Source organism: Comamonas flocculans (assembly GCF_007954405.1).
Lineage (GTDB): Bacteria > Pseudomonadota > Gammaproteobacteria > Burkholderiales > Burkholderiaceae_C > Comamonas_C > Comamonas_C flocculans.
The window spans coordinates 2,705,130-2,721,778 of the sequence record NZ_CP042344.1 but is presented as its reverse complement, the minus strand read 5'-3'; the positions used below and the strand labels follow the sequence as shown (position 1 = coordinate 2,721,778).

17 protein-coding genes are annotated in these 16,649 nt (G+C 65.6%); 12 read left to right on the top strand and 5 right to left on the bottom strand.

The genetic code is table 11. The features are described 5' to 3' along the window. Positions 1-59: 59 nt before the first annotated feature. Positions 60-353: a helix-turn-helix domain-containing protein gene (locus FOZ74_RS13025; protein ID WP_146913465.1), complete on the bottom strand. Its 294-nt coding sequence runs from the start codon at positions 351-353 to the stop codon at positions 60-62. 225 nt (positions 354-578) lie between these two features. On the opposite strand from FOZ74_RS13025, the gene FOZ74_RS13020 reads away from it, so the two are divergent. The 9 genes from FOZ74_RS13020 to FOZ74_RS12970 all read left to right on the top strand — a co-directional run bounded on the left by FOZ74_RS13020 (position 579) and on the right by FOZ74_RS12970 (position 7,995). Continuing rightward, a complete protein-coding gene (locus FOZ74_RS13020; protein WP_013722079.1) occupies positions 579-926 on the top strand; it encodes a DUF2958 domain-containing protein in 348 nt (115 codons plus the stop codon). Positions 927-1,266: 340 nt separating this feature from the next. After that, positions 1,267-2,019, top strand: coding sequence for a DUF2285 domain-containing protein (locus FOZ74_RS13015; protein ID WP_146914207.1), 753 nt, complete (start codon positions 1,267-1,269; stop codon positions 2,017-2,019). 83 nt (positions 2,020-2,102) lie between these two features. Further along, positions 2,103-2,384, top strand: a complete 282-nt coding sequence (locus FOZ74_RS13010) for a helix-turn-helix transcriptional regulator (protein WP_146913464.1) — start codon at positions 2,103-2,105, stop codon at positions 2,382-2,384. Positions 2,385-2,470: 86 nt separating this feature from the next. Continuing rightward, complete coding sequence (locus FOZ74_RS13005) at positions 2,471-3,244, top strand: replication initiator protein A (RefSeq protein WP_255437859.1); 774 nt, start codon at positions 2,471-2,473, stop codon at positions 3,242-3,244. A gap of 256 nt (positions 3,245-3,500) precedes the next feature. Then, positions 3,501-4,139, top strand: coding sequence for a ParA family partition ATPase (parA, locus tag FOZ74_RS12995; protein WP_146913461.1), 639 nt, complete (start codon positions 3,501-3,503; stop codon positions 4,137-4,139). Next, a complete protein-coding gene (locus FOZ74_RS12990) occupies positions 4,136-4,420 on the top strand; it encodes a chromosome partitioning protein ParB (RefSeq protein ID WP_146913460.1) in 285 nt (94 codons plus the stop codon). The genes parA and FOZ74_RS12990 overlap by 4 nt, the downstream gene beginning before the upstream one ends. Next, entirely contained in the window at positions 4,417-4,962 is a 546-nt protein-coding gene (locus FOZ74_RS12985) for a DUF2840 domain-containing protein (RefSeq protein ID WP_146913459.1), read from the top strand. The genes FOZ74_RS12990 and FOZ74_RS12985 overlap by 4 nt, the downstream gene beginning before the upstream one ends. After that, the gene (locus FOZ74_RS12980) at positions 4,959-5,558 is read left to right on the top strand and encodes a S26 family signal peptidase (protein ID WP_146913458.1); all 600 of its coding nucleotides are present in this window, start codon (positions 4,959-4,961) and stop codon (positions 5,556-5,558) included. The genes FOZ74_RS12985 and FOZ74_RS12980 overlap by 4 nt, the downstream gene beginning before the upstream one ends. A 448-nt stretch (positions 5,559-6,006) precedes the next feature. Beyond that, positions 6,007-7,995 (top strand): relaxase/mobilization nuclease domain-containing protein, encoded by a 1,989-nt coding sequence (locus tag FOZ74_RS12970; RefSeq protein WP_146913456.1) that lies wholly within the window; start codon positions 6,007-6,009, stop codon positions 7,993-7,995. A gap of 198 nt (positions 7,996-8,193) precedes the next feature. Here FOZ74_RS12970 and FOZ74_RS12965 read toward each other — a convergent pair whose 3' ends face one another. From FOZ74_RS12965 to FOZ74_RS12950, 4 genes are all read right to left on the bottom strand, one after another. Continuing rightward, complete coding sequence (locus tag FOZ74_RS12965) at positions 8,194-9,873, bottom strand: multicopper oxidase family protein (RefSeq protein ID WP_146913455.1); 1,680 nt, start codon at positions 9,871-9,873, stop codon at positions 8,194-8,196. Positions 9,874-10,316: 443 nt separating this feature from the next. Continuing rightward, positions 10,317-10,664, bottom strand: a complete 348-nt coding sequence (locus tag FOZ74_RS12960) for a DUF4148 domain-containing protein (RefSeq protein WP_024537121.1) — start codon at positions 10,662-10,664, stop codon at positions 10,317-10,319. 125 nt (positions 10,665-10,789) lie between these two features. Then, positions 10,790-12,199 (bottom strand): heavy metal sensor histidine kinase, encoded by a 1,410-nt coding sequence (locus tag FOZ74_RS12955; protein ID WP_146913454.1) that lies wholly within the window; start codon positions 12,197-12,199, stop codon positions 10,790-10,792. Then, positions 12,200-12,883, bottom strand: a complete 684-nt coding sequence (locus FOZ74_RS12950; protein ID WP_146913453.1) for a heavy metal response regulator transcription factor — start codon at positions 12,881-12,883, stop codon at positions 12,200-12,202. 124 nt (positions 12,884-13,007) lie between these two features. Here FOZ74_RS12950 and FOZ74_RS12945 point away from each other — a divergent pair, with 124 nt between their 5' ends. The 3 genes from FOZ74_RS12945 (at position 13,008) to FOZ74_RS12935 (ending at position 16,601) form a co-directional block, all read left to right on the top strand. After that, positions 13,008-14,867, top strand: coding sequence for a copper resistance system multicopper oxidase (locus FOZ74_RS12945; RefSeq protein ID WP_146913452.1), 1,860 nt, complete (start codon positions 13,008-13,010; stop codon positions 14,865-14,867). 206 nt (positions 14,868-15,073) lie between these two features. Beyond that, positions 15,074-16,072, top strand: coding sequence for a copper resistance protein B (locus FOZ74_RS12940; RefSeq protein WP_337999232.1), 999 nt, complete (start codon positions 15,074-15,076; stop codon positions 16,070-16,072). Between the two features lie 22 nt (positions 16,073-16,094). Further along, a complete protein-coding gene (locus tag FOZ74_RS12935; RefSeq protein WP_146913451.1) occupies positions 16,095-16,601 on the top strand; it encodes a cupredoxin domain-containing protein in 507 nt (168 codons plus the stop codon). Positions 16,602-16,649: the final 48 nt, after the last annotated feature.

Sequence of the window (16,649 nt, the reverse complement as noted above, 5' to 3'; positions counted from 1 at the left end):
ACCCCACGATACTGTCGAACCGGCTCGCGCCGGATCGGCTAGGCCAACGCCAATGCAGACTACCGCGCATCGTCTTTCTTCAGCACGGCGTCCATTTCCTGCCGCACTTGTGCCAGAAGCTGCTCAGCCCGCTGCGCGTCGTCGCCGGCATAGGCCAGCGTCAGCAGCGTGAGCGGGTGAGCCTCCATGACCTCACACAGCTCGGCCAGCTTGTTCAGGGTGGGACTTTTCAGGTCGCGCTCCAGCGAACTCATGTAGTTGCGGCTGGACACATCCGAGAAGGCTTCCTGGCTCAGTCCACGGGCCTTCCTGATGGTTTTCAACGCCTCCGACAATGTGTGTTTCGCTGCCAACCTTGGATCTCCCCGAAATCCAAGATGACAGTCGACTGCGCCTTATAGAGCTACAATCTATAGTGTTCATTACTAGCGAATTGCCGCTCTTGTGCTTTTACGGCAATCCGTGTCGACGGCTTTCGACGCAAGCGCAAAACCGCATCCGTGGTTTTCCTCAAACCCGTCGATCCGGTTCCACGCTTCCACGCTTTGGCGGATTCGTGCAGCAAGAAGGGGATCGCCATGAACCCACTTATCACCGAAGACGAGCGCAGGCAGTTGCTGGCCCACGGTCAGGCTCGGTCCGCTGGTCAGGCCATCGACCCGCTGCCCGTGGTGCGGCTGTTCACGCCGGATGCCCATGCCACCTGGTTGCTGGCTGCGCTTGACCCGGCCGATGGCGATACGGCCCAAGGCCTGATCGACCTCGGGATCAGCATGCCCGAGCTGGGGACGGTGAAGCTCTCCGACCTCGCTGCCATCGTCGGGCCCCGCCAGCAGCCGGTGATGAGGGATCGGTATTTCCAGGCGGTGCGGCCTCTGTCGGAATACCTGCGGCTGGCGCAGGAGAACGGTTCCGTCGTCGATTGAAACGTTCGCGCTTCAGCCAAGTGGGGCGCATTCAGACTATTTCAGTCTGGCTCCAGACTCACCAAGTCTCAATTGGCACTCTTGCGCGCGGGCCCTGTACTTGTGCTGGAAACAGTCACGATCCTTCATGCGGCTCGCGGCACGGAGTCTGATACCGCGTGATGTTTTGGAATTGCGTGGTCGTCGTATTCGGACGAATTTCGCAATGCATCTGAGTCGATCGGTCTTGACATTCAATGTTACAGCCCAACCCGATTGTGATGGCCGCTGACCGTCGGCGATAGCCCTGTGTTGAACGCCCGTGACGACGTTCCTGATCTTCGACAGGAGCTTGGCGATCATGGGCAACCCTCACCATCTCGCGCACTGGTATCCGACCGCTGCCTACCTCTACATCCTGGGCCTGGATGCACTCGCGCTGGCCTGGGAGTACCTGCGCAGGCATCCCGATTACCGGCTCGACTGGCGGCGCCGTGCGCGCCGCCCCGATGCTGCGCAGCGCTGGGGCTTGCGCCTGCTGGAAGACCCAGCCCTGGATGCGCGTGACGCGCAACCGGCCTGGCAGCCGGGGCATGCTGCCGTGGTGCAGCTCTACCCGGACGCCGATCCGCCAGTGGATGCAGAGCTTTTTTCCTTCTGGCGCATCCCTGGCCACAAGCAACTGCTGCACGACGGCAAGGGACTGGTGCTGATCGCACGAAGCGCCGGCCATTGGCAGCGCTTCGTGCTGGCGTCCGGCTTGGAAGACGGCATGGCCGTGGCCTATGCCTATCGCGGTCGTGGCGGCGTCATGCATGCACCCGACACGCCGGCGCCAATGGCCCGGTCCAGGCCGCCCCCCGCCGCACTGCTCGAACTGCACACCTTGCAGGCACTCGACGCGACCCTGGCGGGTGCGTCGTTGCGCGAGGTCGGCGAAGGGCTGTTCGGTGTCGACGCCGTGGCTGATTGGTACAGCGACGGAGGTCTGCGCTCCAAGGTGCGCCGCCTGGTGCGGCGCGGCGATGCGCTGATGCGCAGCGGCTATCGCCGCCTAGCACAGCTTGCGCCACTTGAGAAGGGTCGTTTTGAATCCAACGCAAAACGACCCTGAGCAGAAGGGCCTCGTTTTCTGAGACTGCCTCCATCCGGTTGCGCTGTGTGGCCGGGCGTTTTCAGCCGATGGAGGTTCACACCATGCGTCCCGCTCCCTTGCGGCCTGCCGCCACTGTCTCGACCACTGCTGCACAGCCCCAACGCTACTTCACCAACGACGAAGCCGCCGACTACCTGCGCCTGTCGCCGCGCACGCTGGAAAAGCAGCGCGTGATCGGTGGTGGCCCGCGCTTTCGCAAGTTCGGCCGCCGCGTCATGTACGCCGTGGCCGACCTCGATGCCTGGGCCGCCGACCGCAGTTTCGAGACGACTTCCGACCCCGAATACGCCGAGCACCACTCGGCCGACAGCCGTGCGCGCTGATCGGCGGCGCGCGGGTGGCCTCCGCCGTGTCCAAACCGTCGCAGGAGCGCGAACAGCTCGACTTGTTCCACGCCTTGCCTGGCTGCATGGCGCCGCGCGACAGCCAGGACTTGATGGCCTATCCGTTCTTCTCGCTCGGCAAGTCCAAGCGGGTCAAGCCCATCGACTTCCGTGCGGGCAACGTGACGATCCGCGTGGAAGGCACGGCCGAGCACGGCATCGCCACGATTTGGGATGCGGACGTGCTGATCTGGGCGGCCTCGCAGATCGTGGAGGCGAAGGACGCAGGCTTGCGCCCGTCGCGGCTGATGCGCGCCACGCCCTACGAAATCCTGCGCTTCATCGGGCGCGGCAAGTCGCTGCGCGACTACCAGCGCCTCAAGGCCGCGCTCGACCGGCTGCAATCGACCACGGTGGCCACGTCCATCCGCGAGACGACCGGGCGGCGCCTGCACCGCTTCTCGTGGATCAACGAATGGAAGGAACTGGTCGATGCCAGCGGCACGCCGCTGGGCATCGAGCTGATCCTGCCGGACTGGTTCTATGCGGGCGTGTTCGACGCCGCCCTGGTGCTGACCATCGACCCAGCGTATTTCCGGCTGACGGGCGGCATCGAGCGCTGGCTGTACCGCCTGGTGCGCAAGCACGGCGGCAAGCAGGCATACGGCTGGCAGTTCGACTTTCGCTACCTGCATCAGAAATCGGGCAGCACCGCGAAGCCTTACGACTTCGCCTGCGACCTGCGCGCGCTGGTCGCGCGGCAGTCGCTGCCCGGCTACGTCCTGGGCATCGATCGGATGCCGGACAACGGCATGGAGCTGCTGACCTTCCGGCCCGTGCCGCAGACGGCACGGGGATAACTCCGGGACAGCCTGTGAATGGTGTCGTGCTATCAGGCGTACGGGGTATCGTGCTATCAGGCGTGGGACTATCGTGCTATCAGGCGTGCCGATCGACCGCAAACCCGTGCCAGCGTTGGGTTTCCGCGCTCTCTAACTACCTAACTTCTAAATCTCTAACTTTTGGTAGAGAAGCGCCGCTGCGGTGGACAACCGCCACGCGGCCACAAATGCGGCGGCAGCGACAGCCCGGCTTTCCAACACGGAGGGCCGCGCCATGATCGTCGCTCTGCTCAACCAGAAAGGCGGCGTGGGCAAAACCACGCTCGCCACGCACATCGCCGGCGAGCTGGCGATGCGCGGCCAGCACGTCATCCTGCTGGACGCTGACCCACAGGGTTCATCGCTGGACTGGACACAGCGCAGAAGCCAGCAAGGCTTGCCACGGCTGTTCAGCGCCGTGGGCCTTGCACGCGAAACGCTGCATCAGGAAGCGCCAGAACTCGCCAGGCGGGCCGATCACGTCGTCATCGACGGCCCGCCGCGCATTGCCGCCTTGGCGCGCTCCGCGCTGCTAGCGGCCGAGCACGTGCTGATCCCCGTGCAGCCCAGCCCCTACGACCTGTGGGCCAGTGCCGAGATGGTGGCGCTGATCCGCGAAGCGCAGGTGTTCCGGCCTGCGCTGCGCGCGGCCTTCGTCATCAATCGGCGCGTCAGTACCACGGTGATCGGGCGCGAAGCGCGCCAGGCGCTCGCAGAACAGCCGCTCCCTGCGCTGCGCGCGGAAGTGCATCAGCGCATCGTGTTCGCCGACAGCGTGGCCGCTGGGCGGCTTGCACGCGAGACGGCGCCCGACAGCGCTGCCGCCCGCGAAATCACCGCCCTGGTGGACGAACTGCTGCGGTGGCCGACATGACCGAGAAACCGCTGCCGAACAGCAAACGCACGGCAAAGCGCGTCGGCATCGGTGCGCGTCCGCCTGCGAATCCGCACGCCGAGGCGTGGATTCGCCAGGGCGACGCCGATGCGCTGGGCAAAGGCGAGCTCTACACCGCCCGCCTGACCCTCGACATCACGCCCGCGATGCGGGCGCGCATCAAGGTATCGGCCTTCACGCAAGGCGTGACCGTTGCCGATCTGCTGCGCGGCCTGCTGGAGCGCGAGTTTCCAGAACACCGCAGGGAGAACACCCCATGATTGCATTCGCTTCGTCTGCCGCTGTCGCGGCCACGGCTGCGCCGCTACCATCACCGGCCGCGCTTGCTGGCCAGCCTGCCAGCGCACCGCTGACGCGCGTGGCGCTGGCCTACATCGAGCCATGCTTCAAGCTCTATCTGCGCTTCGGCGAGCCGGCGCGCATCATCCGGCTCGACCGCTGGCGGCGCTGCGCCGTATTCCTGCCGAACGCGGTTCTGTGCCGTGTCCGCTGGCAGGCCAACGACTACGGCACCGTGCGCTGGCAGCTCATGATGATGCAGGCTTGCACGCCGCTCGATGCGGCGCAGCGCATTCCTGGCGTGCAGCCGGGTGCGCGCCTGCTGCTGCACGCCGAGGGTGAGAACCAGGTCCGTGCCGTGCTGGAACGCATCGACGCCATCGAGGCGCTGGGCATCGCGCTCGTCGCTGTCTCGCCCGCGTACTGGCGCACGCTCGCCAACCGGCTCGCTGCGCGCCTGCCACTGCCCAAATACACCGCAGAGCGGCACGCCGCCTGGCTCATCGGGAGGGCACTGCCATGACGCTTCCATCCGCCATTGCCGGTGCAGCGGGCATTCCGCCACGTCCTCGTTCGCGCCTGCGCGCTCGCCTCGTGCTGGCGGGCATATCCACCTGCGGCCTCGCTGCGCTGGCCTGGGCGTCCTTCGTGCATCCGCTGCCGCGCCTGATCTACAACCCGTCCGATAGCGTGGCGGTCGGCTGGTATAGCGTCGATCCGCTGGGCCACGGCACCGGCTCGCAGCCACGTTCCTTGTCCGTGGGCAGCATCGTCCTGACCGCGCTGCCGCCAGACGCCGCCGCGCTGGCCGCGCAGCGCGGCTACCTGCCGGCGCGCGTGCCGCTGCTAAAGCGCGTGGGCGCCGTTGCGCCGCAGGAGGTGTGCATCACTGGCCGCATCGTCCGCATCGACGGCGTGCCTTCGGCCGCCGTGCTGCCTGCCGACCGCTGGGGCCGGCCGCTGCCATCCTGGCAGCAATGCCGTCGCCTCGAGCCCGGTGAACTCTTCCTGCTCGGTGTGACCAACCCGGCGTCGTTCGACAGCCGGTATTTCGGGCCGGTCAGCACATCCGCCGTGATCGGCGTCGCGCATCAGGTCTGGCTGGAGTCCCGCCCATGATGGCTGCTGACTCGCTGCACGTTGCCGTGCAGTTCATCGTGCCATCGGGCGTGTCGTTCTGCTGTTCGTCGCTTTGTCGTCGCGCATGCAGTGCGGGTGCATTCGCACCGCACTTCGCGCTGCCTCCGGCGCAGCCCTCCAACGTGCAGGCGTCTTGCCTCGAACGCGCCCGGCCTGTGGCCGTGTCCGCGTTCGCCGGCACGCTGGCTGCTCGCGCAGCAGCGCCGCCGGGCCGCCGCTGCCCGGAGTGCCAGCGAGGGGCAAAGGCGGAAGGCAAGACAAAAGGGTGCGGCACCTGTCGGGCCGCAAAGCCAGTCTGCACGTGGGGGTGGCGCGGCACGCAGCGGCTTCGCCGCCGTGCCGCTTGGGGCGCGAAGCCCGCGCCAATGCAGGCATGTCCGCGTGCTTCGCACGACCGGACACGCTGGAGCTTGCAGGGAGCGCAGCCATGACCGACCGCCGCGACGATGATTTCCGCATCCGCTCCAACCCCCAAAAGAACCGGGGCCAGGGCTTCGTCTCCAAGGTGCTCAAGCAGGCGGGCAAGGCCAGCGGCGGCAAGTCCACGGTGCGCCGTCCTGGTGGCCGTGGCAAGGGCGCCGGCACCGGCCAGCGGCCCGGCTCGCGCCTGGGGCGCGGCCACACGGCGGCGCGCCTCGCCGGGGCGAAGCTCACGCCCATGTCGCGGCGCGTGACCATCAAGACGCTGCTGGTCAACCAGCAGCGGGCCAGCCCCCAATCGCTCGCCAAGCACCTGCGATACATCGAGCGCGATGGCGTGGGCCGCGATGGCGAGCCGGGGCAAGCCTACGGGCCGCAGACCGATGCCGCCGACCTCGACGCCTTCAAGGAACGCTGCGCTGATGACCGGCATCACTTCCGCTTCATCCTTTCGCCCGAGGATGGCGCCGAGCTGGAAGACCTGCGCACCTACACGCGGCACCTCATGGGCCGGATGGAGGCCGACCTGGGCACGGGCCTCGATTGGGTGGCCGTCAACCACTGGAACACCGACAACCCACACATGCACATCGTCGTGCGCGGGCGCGACGACACCGGCAAAGACCTCATCATCGCGGGCGACTACATCGCCGGTGGCTTCCGCCATCGCGCCGCCGAACTGGCGACCGAATGGCTGGGGCCGCGCACCGAGCTGGAGATCCAGCAGACCTTGCAACGCGAGGTGGAGCAAGAGCGGTGGACGAGCCTGGATCGCACGCTGAAGCGCGAGGCCGGTGACGACGGCCGGGTGCAGATCGAACGCTTCAACGAACTGCGGCTGCAACGCCAGCGCCTGCTGCTGATCGGCCGCCTGCAACGCTTGCAGCGCCTGGGCCTGGCCGACGAGATGCAGCCGGGCACCTGGGCCGTTCATGCCGATGCGGAAAAGACGCTGCGCGCCCTGGGCGAGCGCGGCGACATCATCCGCACCATGCAGCGGGCCATGCGTGGCGAGCCGCGCGAGCTGGCGGTGTTCGAGCCGGGCCAAGGTGCCGATGGAAGTGGCCGAACCATCCTCGGCCGCGTGGCCGCGAAGGGGCTGGCCGACGAACTGCGCGACCGAGGCTATCTGGTCATCGACGGAGTGGACGGCAAGGCCCACTACGTCGCGCTCAACGCCCGCGACGAACTGGTGAACTATCCGGCCGGCGCCGTGGTGGAAGTGAAGGGTTCGGCCGACGTGCGGGCGGCAGACAAGAACATCGCCGCGCTGGCGAGCGATGGCCTGTACCGCACCGACCATCACCTAGCAATTGCGCAGGGTCAAGCCGTGCCCGGCCGCGATCCGCAGGAAGTCGTCGCCGCCCACGTCCGCCGGCTCGAAGCCCTGCGCCGGGCCGGCATCGTGGAGCGCGTGGCCGAGGGGCTATGGAAGGTGCCGGACGATCTGCCCGAGCGTGGCCGCCAGTATGACGCGCAGCGCCTGGGCGGCGTGGCTGTGGAACTGAAATCGCACCTGCCCATCGAGCGGCAGGCCCGCGTGATGGGGGCCACTTGGCTCGACCAACAACTGATCGGCGGCGGCTCGGGCCTGGGCGACCTGGGCTTTGGCAGCGAGGCCAAACAGGCGATGCAGCAGCGCGCCGACTTCTTGGCTGAACAGGGGCTTGCAGAGCGTCGCGGGCAGCGCGTGATCCTGGCGCGCAACCTGCTGGGCACGCTGCGCTACCGGGAACTGGCGCAGGCCGCCAAAGCCATTGCCGCCGAAACTGGCCTGGAACATCGGCCCGTAGCCGATGGGCAGCGCGTGGCTGGCATCTACCGGCGCAGCGTGATGCTCGCCAGTGGGCGCTACGCAATGCTTGACGATGGCATGGGATTCAGTCTGGTTCCGTGGAAACCGGTGATCGAGCAGCAGTTGGGAAAGCAGATCGCCGCGACGGTGCGCGGCGGTGGGGTGTCTTGGGAAATTGGACGGCAGCCTGGGCTGTCCTGAGGTTAGCGAGGCCAGCATAAACGATCCAACAGAATGGATTCAAAGTAATCTGCTGCAACCTCATCTGGAATAGCAGGTGGCGCTGAAATCTGCACACGGCGATGAGTGAAAGTTCTGTCCCATGATCGAGCCCGCGGAGCGGGCTTGAGAGAGAACAGACCATGAACAGAAGACCGCGCCGGAGCCAATGGCCGACATTCAAGCCTCGATGCGGTAATTGCGCATGAGGCCCAGATCCTCATGCTCCAGCATGTGGCAGTGATAAAGGTAGAGCCCCGAATAGTCGGCGAAACGCATCAAGAGCTTCACGCGATCACCCGGCATCACCAGCACAGTGTCTTTCCAGCCTTGATCGACATAGCCATCGCGTACGCCGCTGCTGCCCGCGCCGTGGCGCCGCTCCAGCACCTGAAATTGCTGATCGTGCACGTGGATTGGATGCGCCATCGTCATCATGCCGCCGTCGTTGGCGAACTCCCAAACCTCCGTGGTTCCCAGCTTCACAACTTCAGTGGGCGCCACAGCCGTCATCTGGAAGCTGCGGCCGTTGAAGCCCCATTGCATCTGCGCCATCGTGATGCGGAACGTTCTTGGCTTCGCACGGTTGACTGCATCCTGCAGGCGCGGCCAGGAGATCGCAGACAGCCGATCGGGCAGTTGGAGCGACCCGTTTACCTTGCGCGCAACCTTGACCGTGAATATCGGAAACCGTGCACCAGCGGCCAGCGACGAGCCGCCCATCGCGTCCCCCATGGAGCCGCCACCCATCATGTCCATCATGCGCCCCATGGCGCCTTCAAACGCAAGACTTATCATCGTGAGCTGCGTGCCCAGATCGTCCTTGCTGAAGTCGGCCCACAGTTCAACGCGCTCGGCGGGGGCCAGCATCACGTAGTCCTTGTGCACCGGCCGCTCCAGCAGCCCGCCATCGGTGCCGATCACGGTGAGTGGCCGGCCGTCCTGCCACGCCAGCTTGTAGATGCGCGAGTTGGAGCCGTTCAGGATACGCAGCCGATAGGGGTGCGTGGCGACCTCGATCAATGACTCCGGGCGGCCGTTGACCAGGACGGTGTCGCCAAGGAACCCCATCATGCGCGTCATCATGTCGCCCATGCCGCCCGACATCATGGCCCCGCGGCTCATCATGCCGCCCATCATTCCCCCACCGCCCATCGTGTTGCCCGGTGCAGACGGCGCGCCGGATGCGTTGCCGCGCGCAGTCGGCCCGGTGCCGCTGAGGTAGCGGAGTTGGTTGCCGTCGTCGAAGCTGCGATCCTGAATGACGATCGGCAGATCGTATTGGCCGCGTGGCAGCGGCAGCGCCTGCTCCTCCTCATCGCTCACCAGGAGCAGGCCGGCAAGGCCGAAATACACCTGCTCGCCCGTATGGCCGTGGGGGTGGGGGTGATACCAGTAGGTGCCGGCGCGGTTGCGCACTTCGAACTCGTAGCGATAGCGCTCGCCCCGCCCGATCGCAAAGCGCGGATGCCCGTCCATGGTGTCGGGGACGTGCAGGCCGTGCCAGTGCACGGTGCTCGGCTGGTCCAGCCGGTTGATGAAATCGATGCGGACTTTTTGGCCGCGCCGCAGGCGCAGGATCGGGCCCAGGTAGCTGTCGGGTAGCGCCTGCACGCTTACTGGATCCCCTTTCAGCACGCGCGACTGGTACGACCACACGGATGTTGCTCGCCCCGGTCGCAGCGAAACACTGCGCGGTAGGGCGATCAACTCCAGAGCAACGTCCGGTTCAAAGGTATCGCTTGCGCTTTGCATTGCGGGCGCGGCTTCGACTTGCGGCAAACCAGCCAGCAGTGCCGCAGTGCCCATGCCGACGCCGTTCATGAAGTCGCGGCGGGTGAGGGATTCGTGGTTCGTCATGTGACGGTCTCCAGAGTTCAATGGTGATTTCTCGCGGGTGCATGCACACAATCTGGGCGCGCCCCAAGAATCGACCATCATCCTGTTCCAACCGAGACGGTTCGCTGCGGTCTGTGCCTGATTCGTTTGGAGCCGCCGCCAGCCGCGACGCCAGCTGGCCAGTCGATTCGACCATCATATGCCCGGGCTGCTGTGATCCACCAGCACCAGCAGCGTGCCGTTGGGGGCGCGCCGGCAGCTATCGGCGGAGCCGTCCACGCCAGGCGAACCAACGGGTATGCGGGGCATGGCGAGGCTCTTGCTTTACGGTTTCTGGCGCAGGTGGCGCTTGAGGTCGCTTGCCGGGCATGGTCACAAGCAGCACTGTTTCAAGAGACATCGGATATCGCCCTCGCATGTCCCTTGAATGGCCGCCCAATGATGCCGACGTAGCAGCAGGAGAATCAACCTGCGGAGTAAAGGCGCAGACGCGCGTCGCGTTCGGCAGGCGACTCGCTGCGCAGTTCGTTGGTCACTTGCTCACGCGTCTTGCCAGGACCTGCATCGGGCGTGCGGATCGGGTAGTTGCTCTCGCCGTAGGAAAGACGGCCTTGCTGCATAGCAGCCTTGGTCTCCGCGATGACCTGCTCTCGCGTTTTCTCGCTCTTGAAGTGTTCTGGATGAACGATGACGCCCTGTTCGTTGTTGGCGGGATGCTCGTACGCTGCCGAGGCCATCCCTGGAAGGCCCAGGGCAGCCACTGCGGCTGCGGCGGCGATCATCGAAGAAAGGGAGAGGCGTTGTTGGGTCATGGTTGAAGCTCCTAACGAGGGTGGATGAAACTTGCATCTCCCATGCCTTGGTTAGGCGCTGAGGAGATGTGTTCATCGTAGGGAGCGCACCCCAACAGAATCTGGACAGCCCGATGAGTTTGTTGTCAGCTTGAAGGCTTTGCAATGTGATGTGGAAACACCAGGGTGAAACAGGTGCGTCCCTGACCCGAGCTTGCCGTGACGCCGCCGCCGTGGGCCTCGGCGATAGCGCGCGTAATGGCCAGACCCAAGCCCGATCCGTCAGTGTCCGGATGGGTCCTGGAAGCATCGGCGCGGTAGAAACGGTCGAACAGCCGGGGCAGAATCTTGGCGTCGATGTCGGCACCGGTGTTCTCCACGGCCACCGTCGTGGCCTGTGCGGTGGCGGCGATGCGGATGGTGACGTCACCGGCCTCGGGCGCGTGGCGCAGGGCGTTGGACAGCAGGTTGCTAACCGCGCGGCGGAACATCAGGCGGTCGCCTTCGATCTCGCCATCGCCTTCCACCCGCAGCCGGATGCGCTTTTCCTCGGCCACGGCCTCGTAGAAGTCGAGCAGCGCCAGCGCATCCTGGCGCACGGAGAACCTCTCCACGCGCGGCAAATCCACGCCGCGCTCGGTCTTGGCCAGGAACAGCATGTCGGACACCATGCGCGCCAAACGCTGAAATTCCTCGGCGTTCGATGCCAGGATGTCGCGGTAGGTTGCGGCATCGCGCTTGGTCGCCAGCGCCACCTGCGTTTGCGTCAACAGATTGCTGATGGGAGTGCGCAGTTCGTGCGCCAGGTCCGACGCGAAATCAGTCAGGCGCTGGAAGTCCTCCTGCAGCCGATCCAGCATGCGGTTCAGCTCTTGCGCCAGGTCGGCCATTTCTACCGGCACGGCCTGCACGGGCATGCGCTCGCCGAGCTTCTGGCCCGTCACCTTGGCAGCCCGTGACTTCATGTCGCGCAAGGGCGCCAGCCCCTGGCGCGCGGCGAACCACGAGAGCAGGCCGCAGATGGCGATGGCGGCGAGCACATACAAGGCCAAGCTGCGCCGCAGGCGGTCGAGAAACTGCGTGTGGTGATCCGTATCCGCGGCGATCCAGACCATCAGGGGGGTGCTGGAGTAGGCAGGGGCGGCCTTGAAGACCAGTGTATGGAACCGGGCACCGTCGTGCCGCAACACCCCAAACACCTTGTTTTCACCGGCGCGCAGGGGCATATCGCCGCGCATGGTGGGGATGAACCCTCGGGATTGAAAGACCACCGCTCCTTGTCCATCCTGGACCTGGGCGTAGAGATCATGGTGGTAGCTTAGCGCCTCGGCCAGCCGGCGGCGAGCGTCGTCCGCCGAGCTGGCATTGCGGAGAATTTCCTCGATCAGGTGTTGCTTGTCCTGCAGCGCCATCCGATCAAGCTCGACGAAATGCCGCTCGGTCTCGACCAGAAACAAAGCGCCCAGTCCCAGCACCACCGAGGCCGCCACCGCAGTGAAGAGCAGGGTCAAGCGCTGCGTCAGCGGCAACCGACCCCAACGAACCCGAAACAACACCTATTCCTCCTGCGGTACGTCGAGCACATAACCCATGCCGCGCACGGTCTGGATGAGCTTGACCGGGTGACCCTCGTCGATCTTCACGCGCAGTCGGCGCATCGCCACTTCGATGACATTGGTGTCGCTGTCGAAGTTCATGTCCCACACCTGCGAAGCGATGAGGGAACGCGGCAGCACCTCGCCGTGGCGTCGCATCAGCAGTTCCAGCAGGCCGAACTCCTTGGCCGTCAGGTCCACGCGCCTGCCGTTGCGCGAGACCCGGCGGCGCAGCAGATCCAGCTCCAGATCGGCGACGCGTAACATGGTGCTTTCGTTGCCCGCCGGGCCGCGGCGCAAGATGATGCGCACGCGGGCCAGCAGTTCCGCAAACGAGAACGGCTTGACCAGATAGTCGTCGGCGCCAAGCTCCAGCCCCTTGACGCGATCTTCGACCTGGTCGCGTGCGGTCAGGAACAGCACTGGCATTTGCAGGCCGCGCTCGCGCAGCGATTGCAGCACCTGCCAGCCGTTCAGCCCGGGCAGCATGACATCCAGGATCACGAGGTCGTAGGCACCGTGCAAGGCCATGTGCAGCCCATCGGTGCCATGGGGCACCAGGTCCGCGACATACCCGGCCTCGCTCAGGCCCTGGCGCAAGTATTCGCCAGTCTTGGGCTCGTCTTCGACGATCAATATCTTCACCGGTTCGGCTCCTTTGCGGTTCTGGCGCAAGTGTGCCCCGTGTAAGGCCTGCCGACATGAAGCTAACAAAAATGTAATGTTGCAAACATCTTGCTGAAAGGGCGGGCTCTTCAGAATCTGCGACATGCGATTCAAAACCCCTTCCTTTTCCGCCTCCCCAGGCCAGGCCATCCAGCGCCGGCGCTTTCTGAGGGCGCTGGCGGCGGGTACCGCATTGGGCACGCTCGATGCCGCACTGCCCGCCTGGGCACTGCAAGACCTGCCAGCAGCCCATACGGGAACGCCACCCGAATTGCGTGGCCCTGTTTTCGACCTGACGCTGGCCGAAACCCGCGTCGACTTCGACGGCCGCACGGGCATCGCCACCACCATCAACGGCAGTCTGCCCGGGCCGACGCTGCGCATGCGCGAAGGCGAGACCGTGACGATTCGCGTCACTAACCGCCTGCGCGAGACGGCGTCTATCCACTGGCACGGCATCATCCTGCCGTTCCAGATGGACGGCGTACCGGGCGTGAGCTTTGCCGGCATCGCGCCCGGTGAGACCTTCACCTACCGCTACACACTGGAGCAAAGCGGCACCTACTGGTACCACTCGCACAGCGGCATGCAGGAGGTGACCGGCCTGTATGGCGCGCTCATCGTCGAGCCGCACGATCGTGAAACCATTCGCGCCGACCGCGAGCACGTCGTGCTGCTGTCGGACTGGACCGGCACCGACCCGATGCGCGCGTTGGCCAAGCTCAAGGCGCAAGGCGACGTGTTTAACCAGCACCGGCCCACCTTCGTCAAATTCCTGCGTGACGTCCGCGAGCAGGGCCTGGGCGCGGCGCTGCAGGAGCGTGACATGTGGTACGCCATGCGCATGAGCCCGAGCGACATGGCCGATTTGTCCTCGACCGTGCTCAGTTACCTCGTCAACGGCAGCGCGCCTGGCGCCAACTGGACGGCGCTCTTCAAGCCCGGCGAGCGCGTGCGCCTGCGCTGCATCAACGGCAGCGGCAATACGTTCTATGACGTGCGCATTCCGGGCCTCAAGCTCACCGTGGTGCAGGCCGACGGGCAAGACGTGGAGCCAGTGACGGTGGATGAGTTCCGCTTCGGCCCCGGCCAGACCTACGACGTGATTGTGCAGCCCAAAGACGATGCCTACACGCTCTTTGCGCAATCGATGGATCGCACCGGCTACGCGCGCGCCACACTGGCGGTACGCCCGGGCCTGAGCGCGCCGGTGCCCGCGCTGGATGCGGTGCAGTGGCTCACCATGGCCGACATGATGGGCGGCATGGCGCGAGGCGGTGGCCACGACATGGCGGCGATGGGCCACGGCCCCATGGCTGGGATGAACCACGCTGGCATGGCCGGCATGCAGGGCATGGGCGGCGGGCACGACATGTCGGCCATGGGCGGCATGCCCGGCATGGCGCACAGCATGGCGTCCAATCCGTTGCAAAAGCCCGGCACCGCCGTGCGCCACGCTCGCACCGAATGGGGCCCCGGCGCCGACATGCGCGTGGACATGCCGCGCACCAACCTGGATGACCCCGGCGTCGGACTGCGCGGCAACGGCCGACGCGTGCTCACGCTGGCCGATCTCAAGACCGTCGGCGGATCGCTCTATGCCGGCGGGCCCGAGCGCGAAATCGAGTTGCATCTGACGGGCAACATGGAACGCTACACCTGGTCGTTCGACGGCCTGGACTTCACCGACAGCCGCCCCGTGCATTTCCGCTATGGCGAGCGCCTGCGCGTGATCCTGCACAACGACACCATGATGACCCACCCCATGCACCTGCACGGCATGTGGCAGGAGCTGGAAAACGCCTCAGGCGAATTCGTCGCGCGGCTGCACACCATCCCCGTGCAGCCGGCGCAGCGCGTGAGCTTTCTCGTCAGCGCCGACGCGCTCGGCCGCTGGGTCTGGCACTGTCACCTGATGTTCCACATGGAAATGGGCATGTTCCGCGAAGTGGTGGTGGCATGAAAAAGAACCTGAAAATGAACCGACTTACCCCGCACACTGTGGCCTTGCGGCTGGCGCCGGTGGCTGCAGCCCTGATTCTCTCGAGCGCCGCCACGTCCGCTCTGGCTCAGGATCACGATGCGCATGGCGCACACGATGTTGCGGCACAGTCCAGCGCCGCGCCTGCGGCGGGGTCCATGGCAGGCATGGATCATGGGGGCATGCCGATGCCCGCGGGCAGTGCGCCAGCAGGAGCTGAAGCGCCTGCCATGAATCACGGCAGCATGCCCATGCGAGGCAGCGCTCCGGCTGCAAATCCTGGCGCGCCACCCATGGATCATGGCGTCATGCCGGGAATGGATCACGGCACCGCGCCATCCCAAGGTACCGCCAGCGGCCCCGCTCCCGCGATGGAGTACGGCGCGGCGCCGGCGTCAGACGGCTCGATGGCTGGCATGGGCCACGGTGCAATGCAAATGCAAGGCGGCAGCCCGCCCGCCGATGCGCGCGACCCCAACGGCTATTCCGACGGCTTCGAGCGCGGCAGCGGCAAGTATTCGTTCACGGGCGTGCCGCGCCTGCAACTGGGCGACCAGATGAGCTTTGCGAACCTGAGGGTCAACCGTCTGGAGCGCGCATGGGCACGCCACGGCGATAACGCCACGACGTATGACCTGCAAGCGCGCATCGGCCGCGACTTCAATCACCTGGTCATCAAGGCCGAGGGCGACGTCGCACAGGGCAAGCTACAGGATTCGCGCACCGAACTGCTCTGGGGCCACGCCATCGCCGCCTTCTGGGACAGTCAGCTCGGCGTGCGCTTCGACCACAGCACAGGCAAGGATCGCCAGTGGCTTGCGGCTGGCGTGCAGGGCCTCGCGCCCTACTGGTTTGAGCTCGATGCCACGGCCTATCTGGGCAGTGGCGGCCGCACCGCGCTGCGGCTCGAAGGGAGCTATGACTGGCTTCTCACGCAAAAGCTGATTCTGCAGCCGCGCACCGAATGGAATTTCTACGGCAAGAGCGATCCTGTCAACGCTATCGGCAGCGGCCTTGCCAACGCCAGTGCGGGTTTGCGCCTGCGCTACGAAATCACGCGCCAGATCGCACCCTACATCGGCGTCGAATGGCAACACAGCTTTGGCCGCACGGGAGACTTCGTGCGCGCCTCGGGTGGCAGTGCCACCCAGACGCGCTGGTTGGCGGGCTTGAGTTTCTGGTTCTGATTTTTCCCAAGGAGTCGTTTGAATGAATAAAAGCATCGTCATTTCCCTGTTTGCCGCTGCGGCGTTTCCGCTAGCTGCGCTGGCTGCTGGCACGCACGCTGGTGGCCACGACATGCCCGCCTCGCACGGCAACATGAGCATGTCGGAGCACAGCGCCATGTTCGGCCAGCCCGGCGACCCCGCCAAGGTCACGCGCACGATCGACGTGGTGATGAACGACGACATGCGCTTCGATCCCTCCAGCATCAATGTGAAGGAGGGCGAGACCGTGCGCTTCATGGTGCGCAACGCCGGCAAGATCAGGCACGAAATGGTGCTCGGCTCGCTGGACGAATTGAAGGAGCACGCCAAGGAAATGCGCGCCAATCCCGGCATGGTGCACAGCGAGCCTAACCAGGTGAACCTTAAGCCCGGCCAGCGCGGCACGATGGTGTGGCAGTTCACCCAGCCGGGCAAGGTCGATTTTGCTTGCACCGAACCGGGACACCTTGAAGCCGGCATGGTCGGGCAAGTCGAGGTTGCTCGCTGAACTGATCTTGCAAGTCCTTTGGAACCCCCATCGATTATTCCTTCAGAG

Excerpts from the sequence above, each read along its gene's own strand:
- FOZ74_RS12965 (WP_146913455.1), bottom strand. The coding sequence starts at position 9,873 with ATGACGAACCACGAATCCCTCACCCGCCGCGACTTCATGAACGGCGTC.
- FOZ74_RS12935 (WP_146913451.1), top strand. The coding sequence starts at position 16,095 with ATGAATAAAAGCATCGTCATTTCCCTGTTTGCCGCTGCGGCGTTTCCG.
- FOZ74_RS12945 (WP_146913452.1), top strand. The coding sequence starts at position 13,008 with ATGCGATTCAAAACCCCTTCCTTTTCCGCCTCCCCAGGCCAGGCCATC.
- FOZ74_RS13020 (WP_013722079.1), top strand. The coding sequence starts at position 579 with ATGAACCCACTTATCACCGAAGACGAGCGCAGGCAGTTGCTGGCCCAC.
- FOZ74_RS12990 (WP_146913460.1), top strand. The coding sequence starts at position 4,136 with ATGACCGAGAAACCGCTGCCGAACAGCAAACGCACGGCAAAGCGCGTC.
- FOZ74_RS12985 (WP_146913459.1), top strand. The coding sequence starts at position 4,417 with ATGATTGCATTCGCTTCGTCTGCCGCTGTCGCGGCCACGGCTGCGCCG.
- parA (WP_146913461.1), top strand. The coding sequence starts at position 3,501 with ATGATCGTCGCTCTGCTCAACCAGAAAGGCGGCGTGGGCAAAACCACG.
- FOZ74_RS12970 (WP_146913456.1), top strand. The coding sequence starts at position 6,007 with ATGACCGACCGCCGCGACGATGATTTCCGCATCCGCTCCAACCCCCAA.
- FOZ74_RS13010 (WP_146913464.1), top strand. The coding sequence starts at position 2,103 with ATGCGTCCCGCTCCCTTGCGGCCTGCCGCCACTGTCTCGACCACTGCT.
- FOZ74_RS12940 (WP_337999232.1), top strand. The coding sequence starts at position 15,074 with ATGCCCGCGGGCAGTGCGCCAGCAGGAGCTGAAGCGCCTGCCATGAAT.
- FOZ74_RS12980 (WP_146913458.1), top strand. The coding sequence starts at position 4,959 with ATGACGCTTCCATCCGCCATTGCCGGTGCAGCGGGCATTCCGCCACGT.
- FOZ74_RS12960 (WP_024537121.1), bottom strand. The coding sequence starts at position 10,664 with ATGACCCAACAACGCCTCTCCCTTTCTTCGATGATCGCCGCCGCAGCC.
- FOZ74_RS13005 (WP_255437859.1), top strand. The coding sequence starts at position 2,471 with ATGGCGCCGCGCGACAGCCAGGACTTGATGGCCTATCCGTTCTTCTCG.
- FOZ74_RS13015 (WP_146914207.1), top strand. The coding sequence starts at position 1,267 with ATGGGCAACCCTCACCATCTCGCGCACTGGTATCCGACCGCTGCCTAC.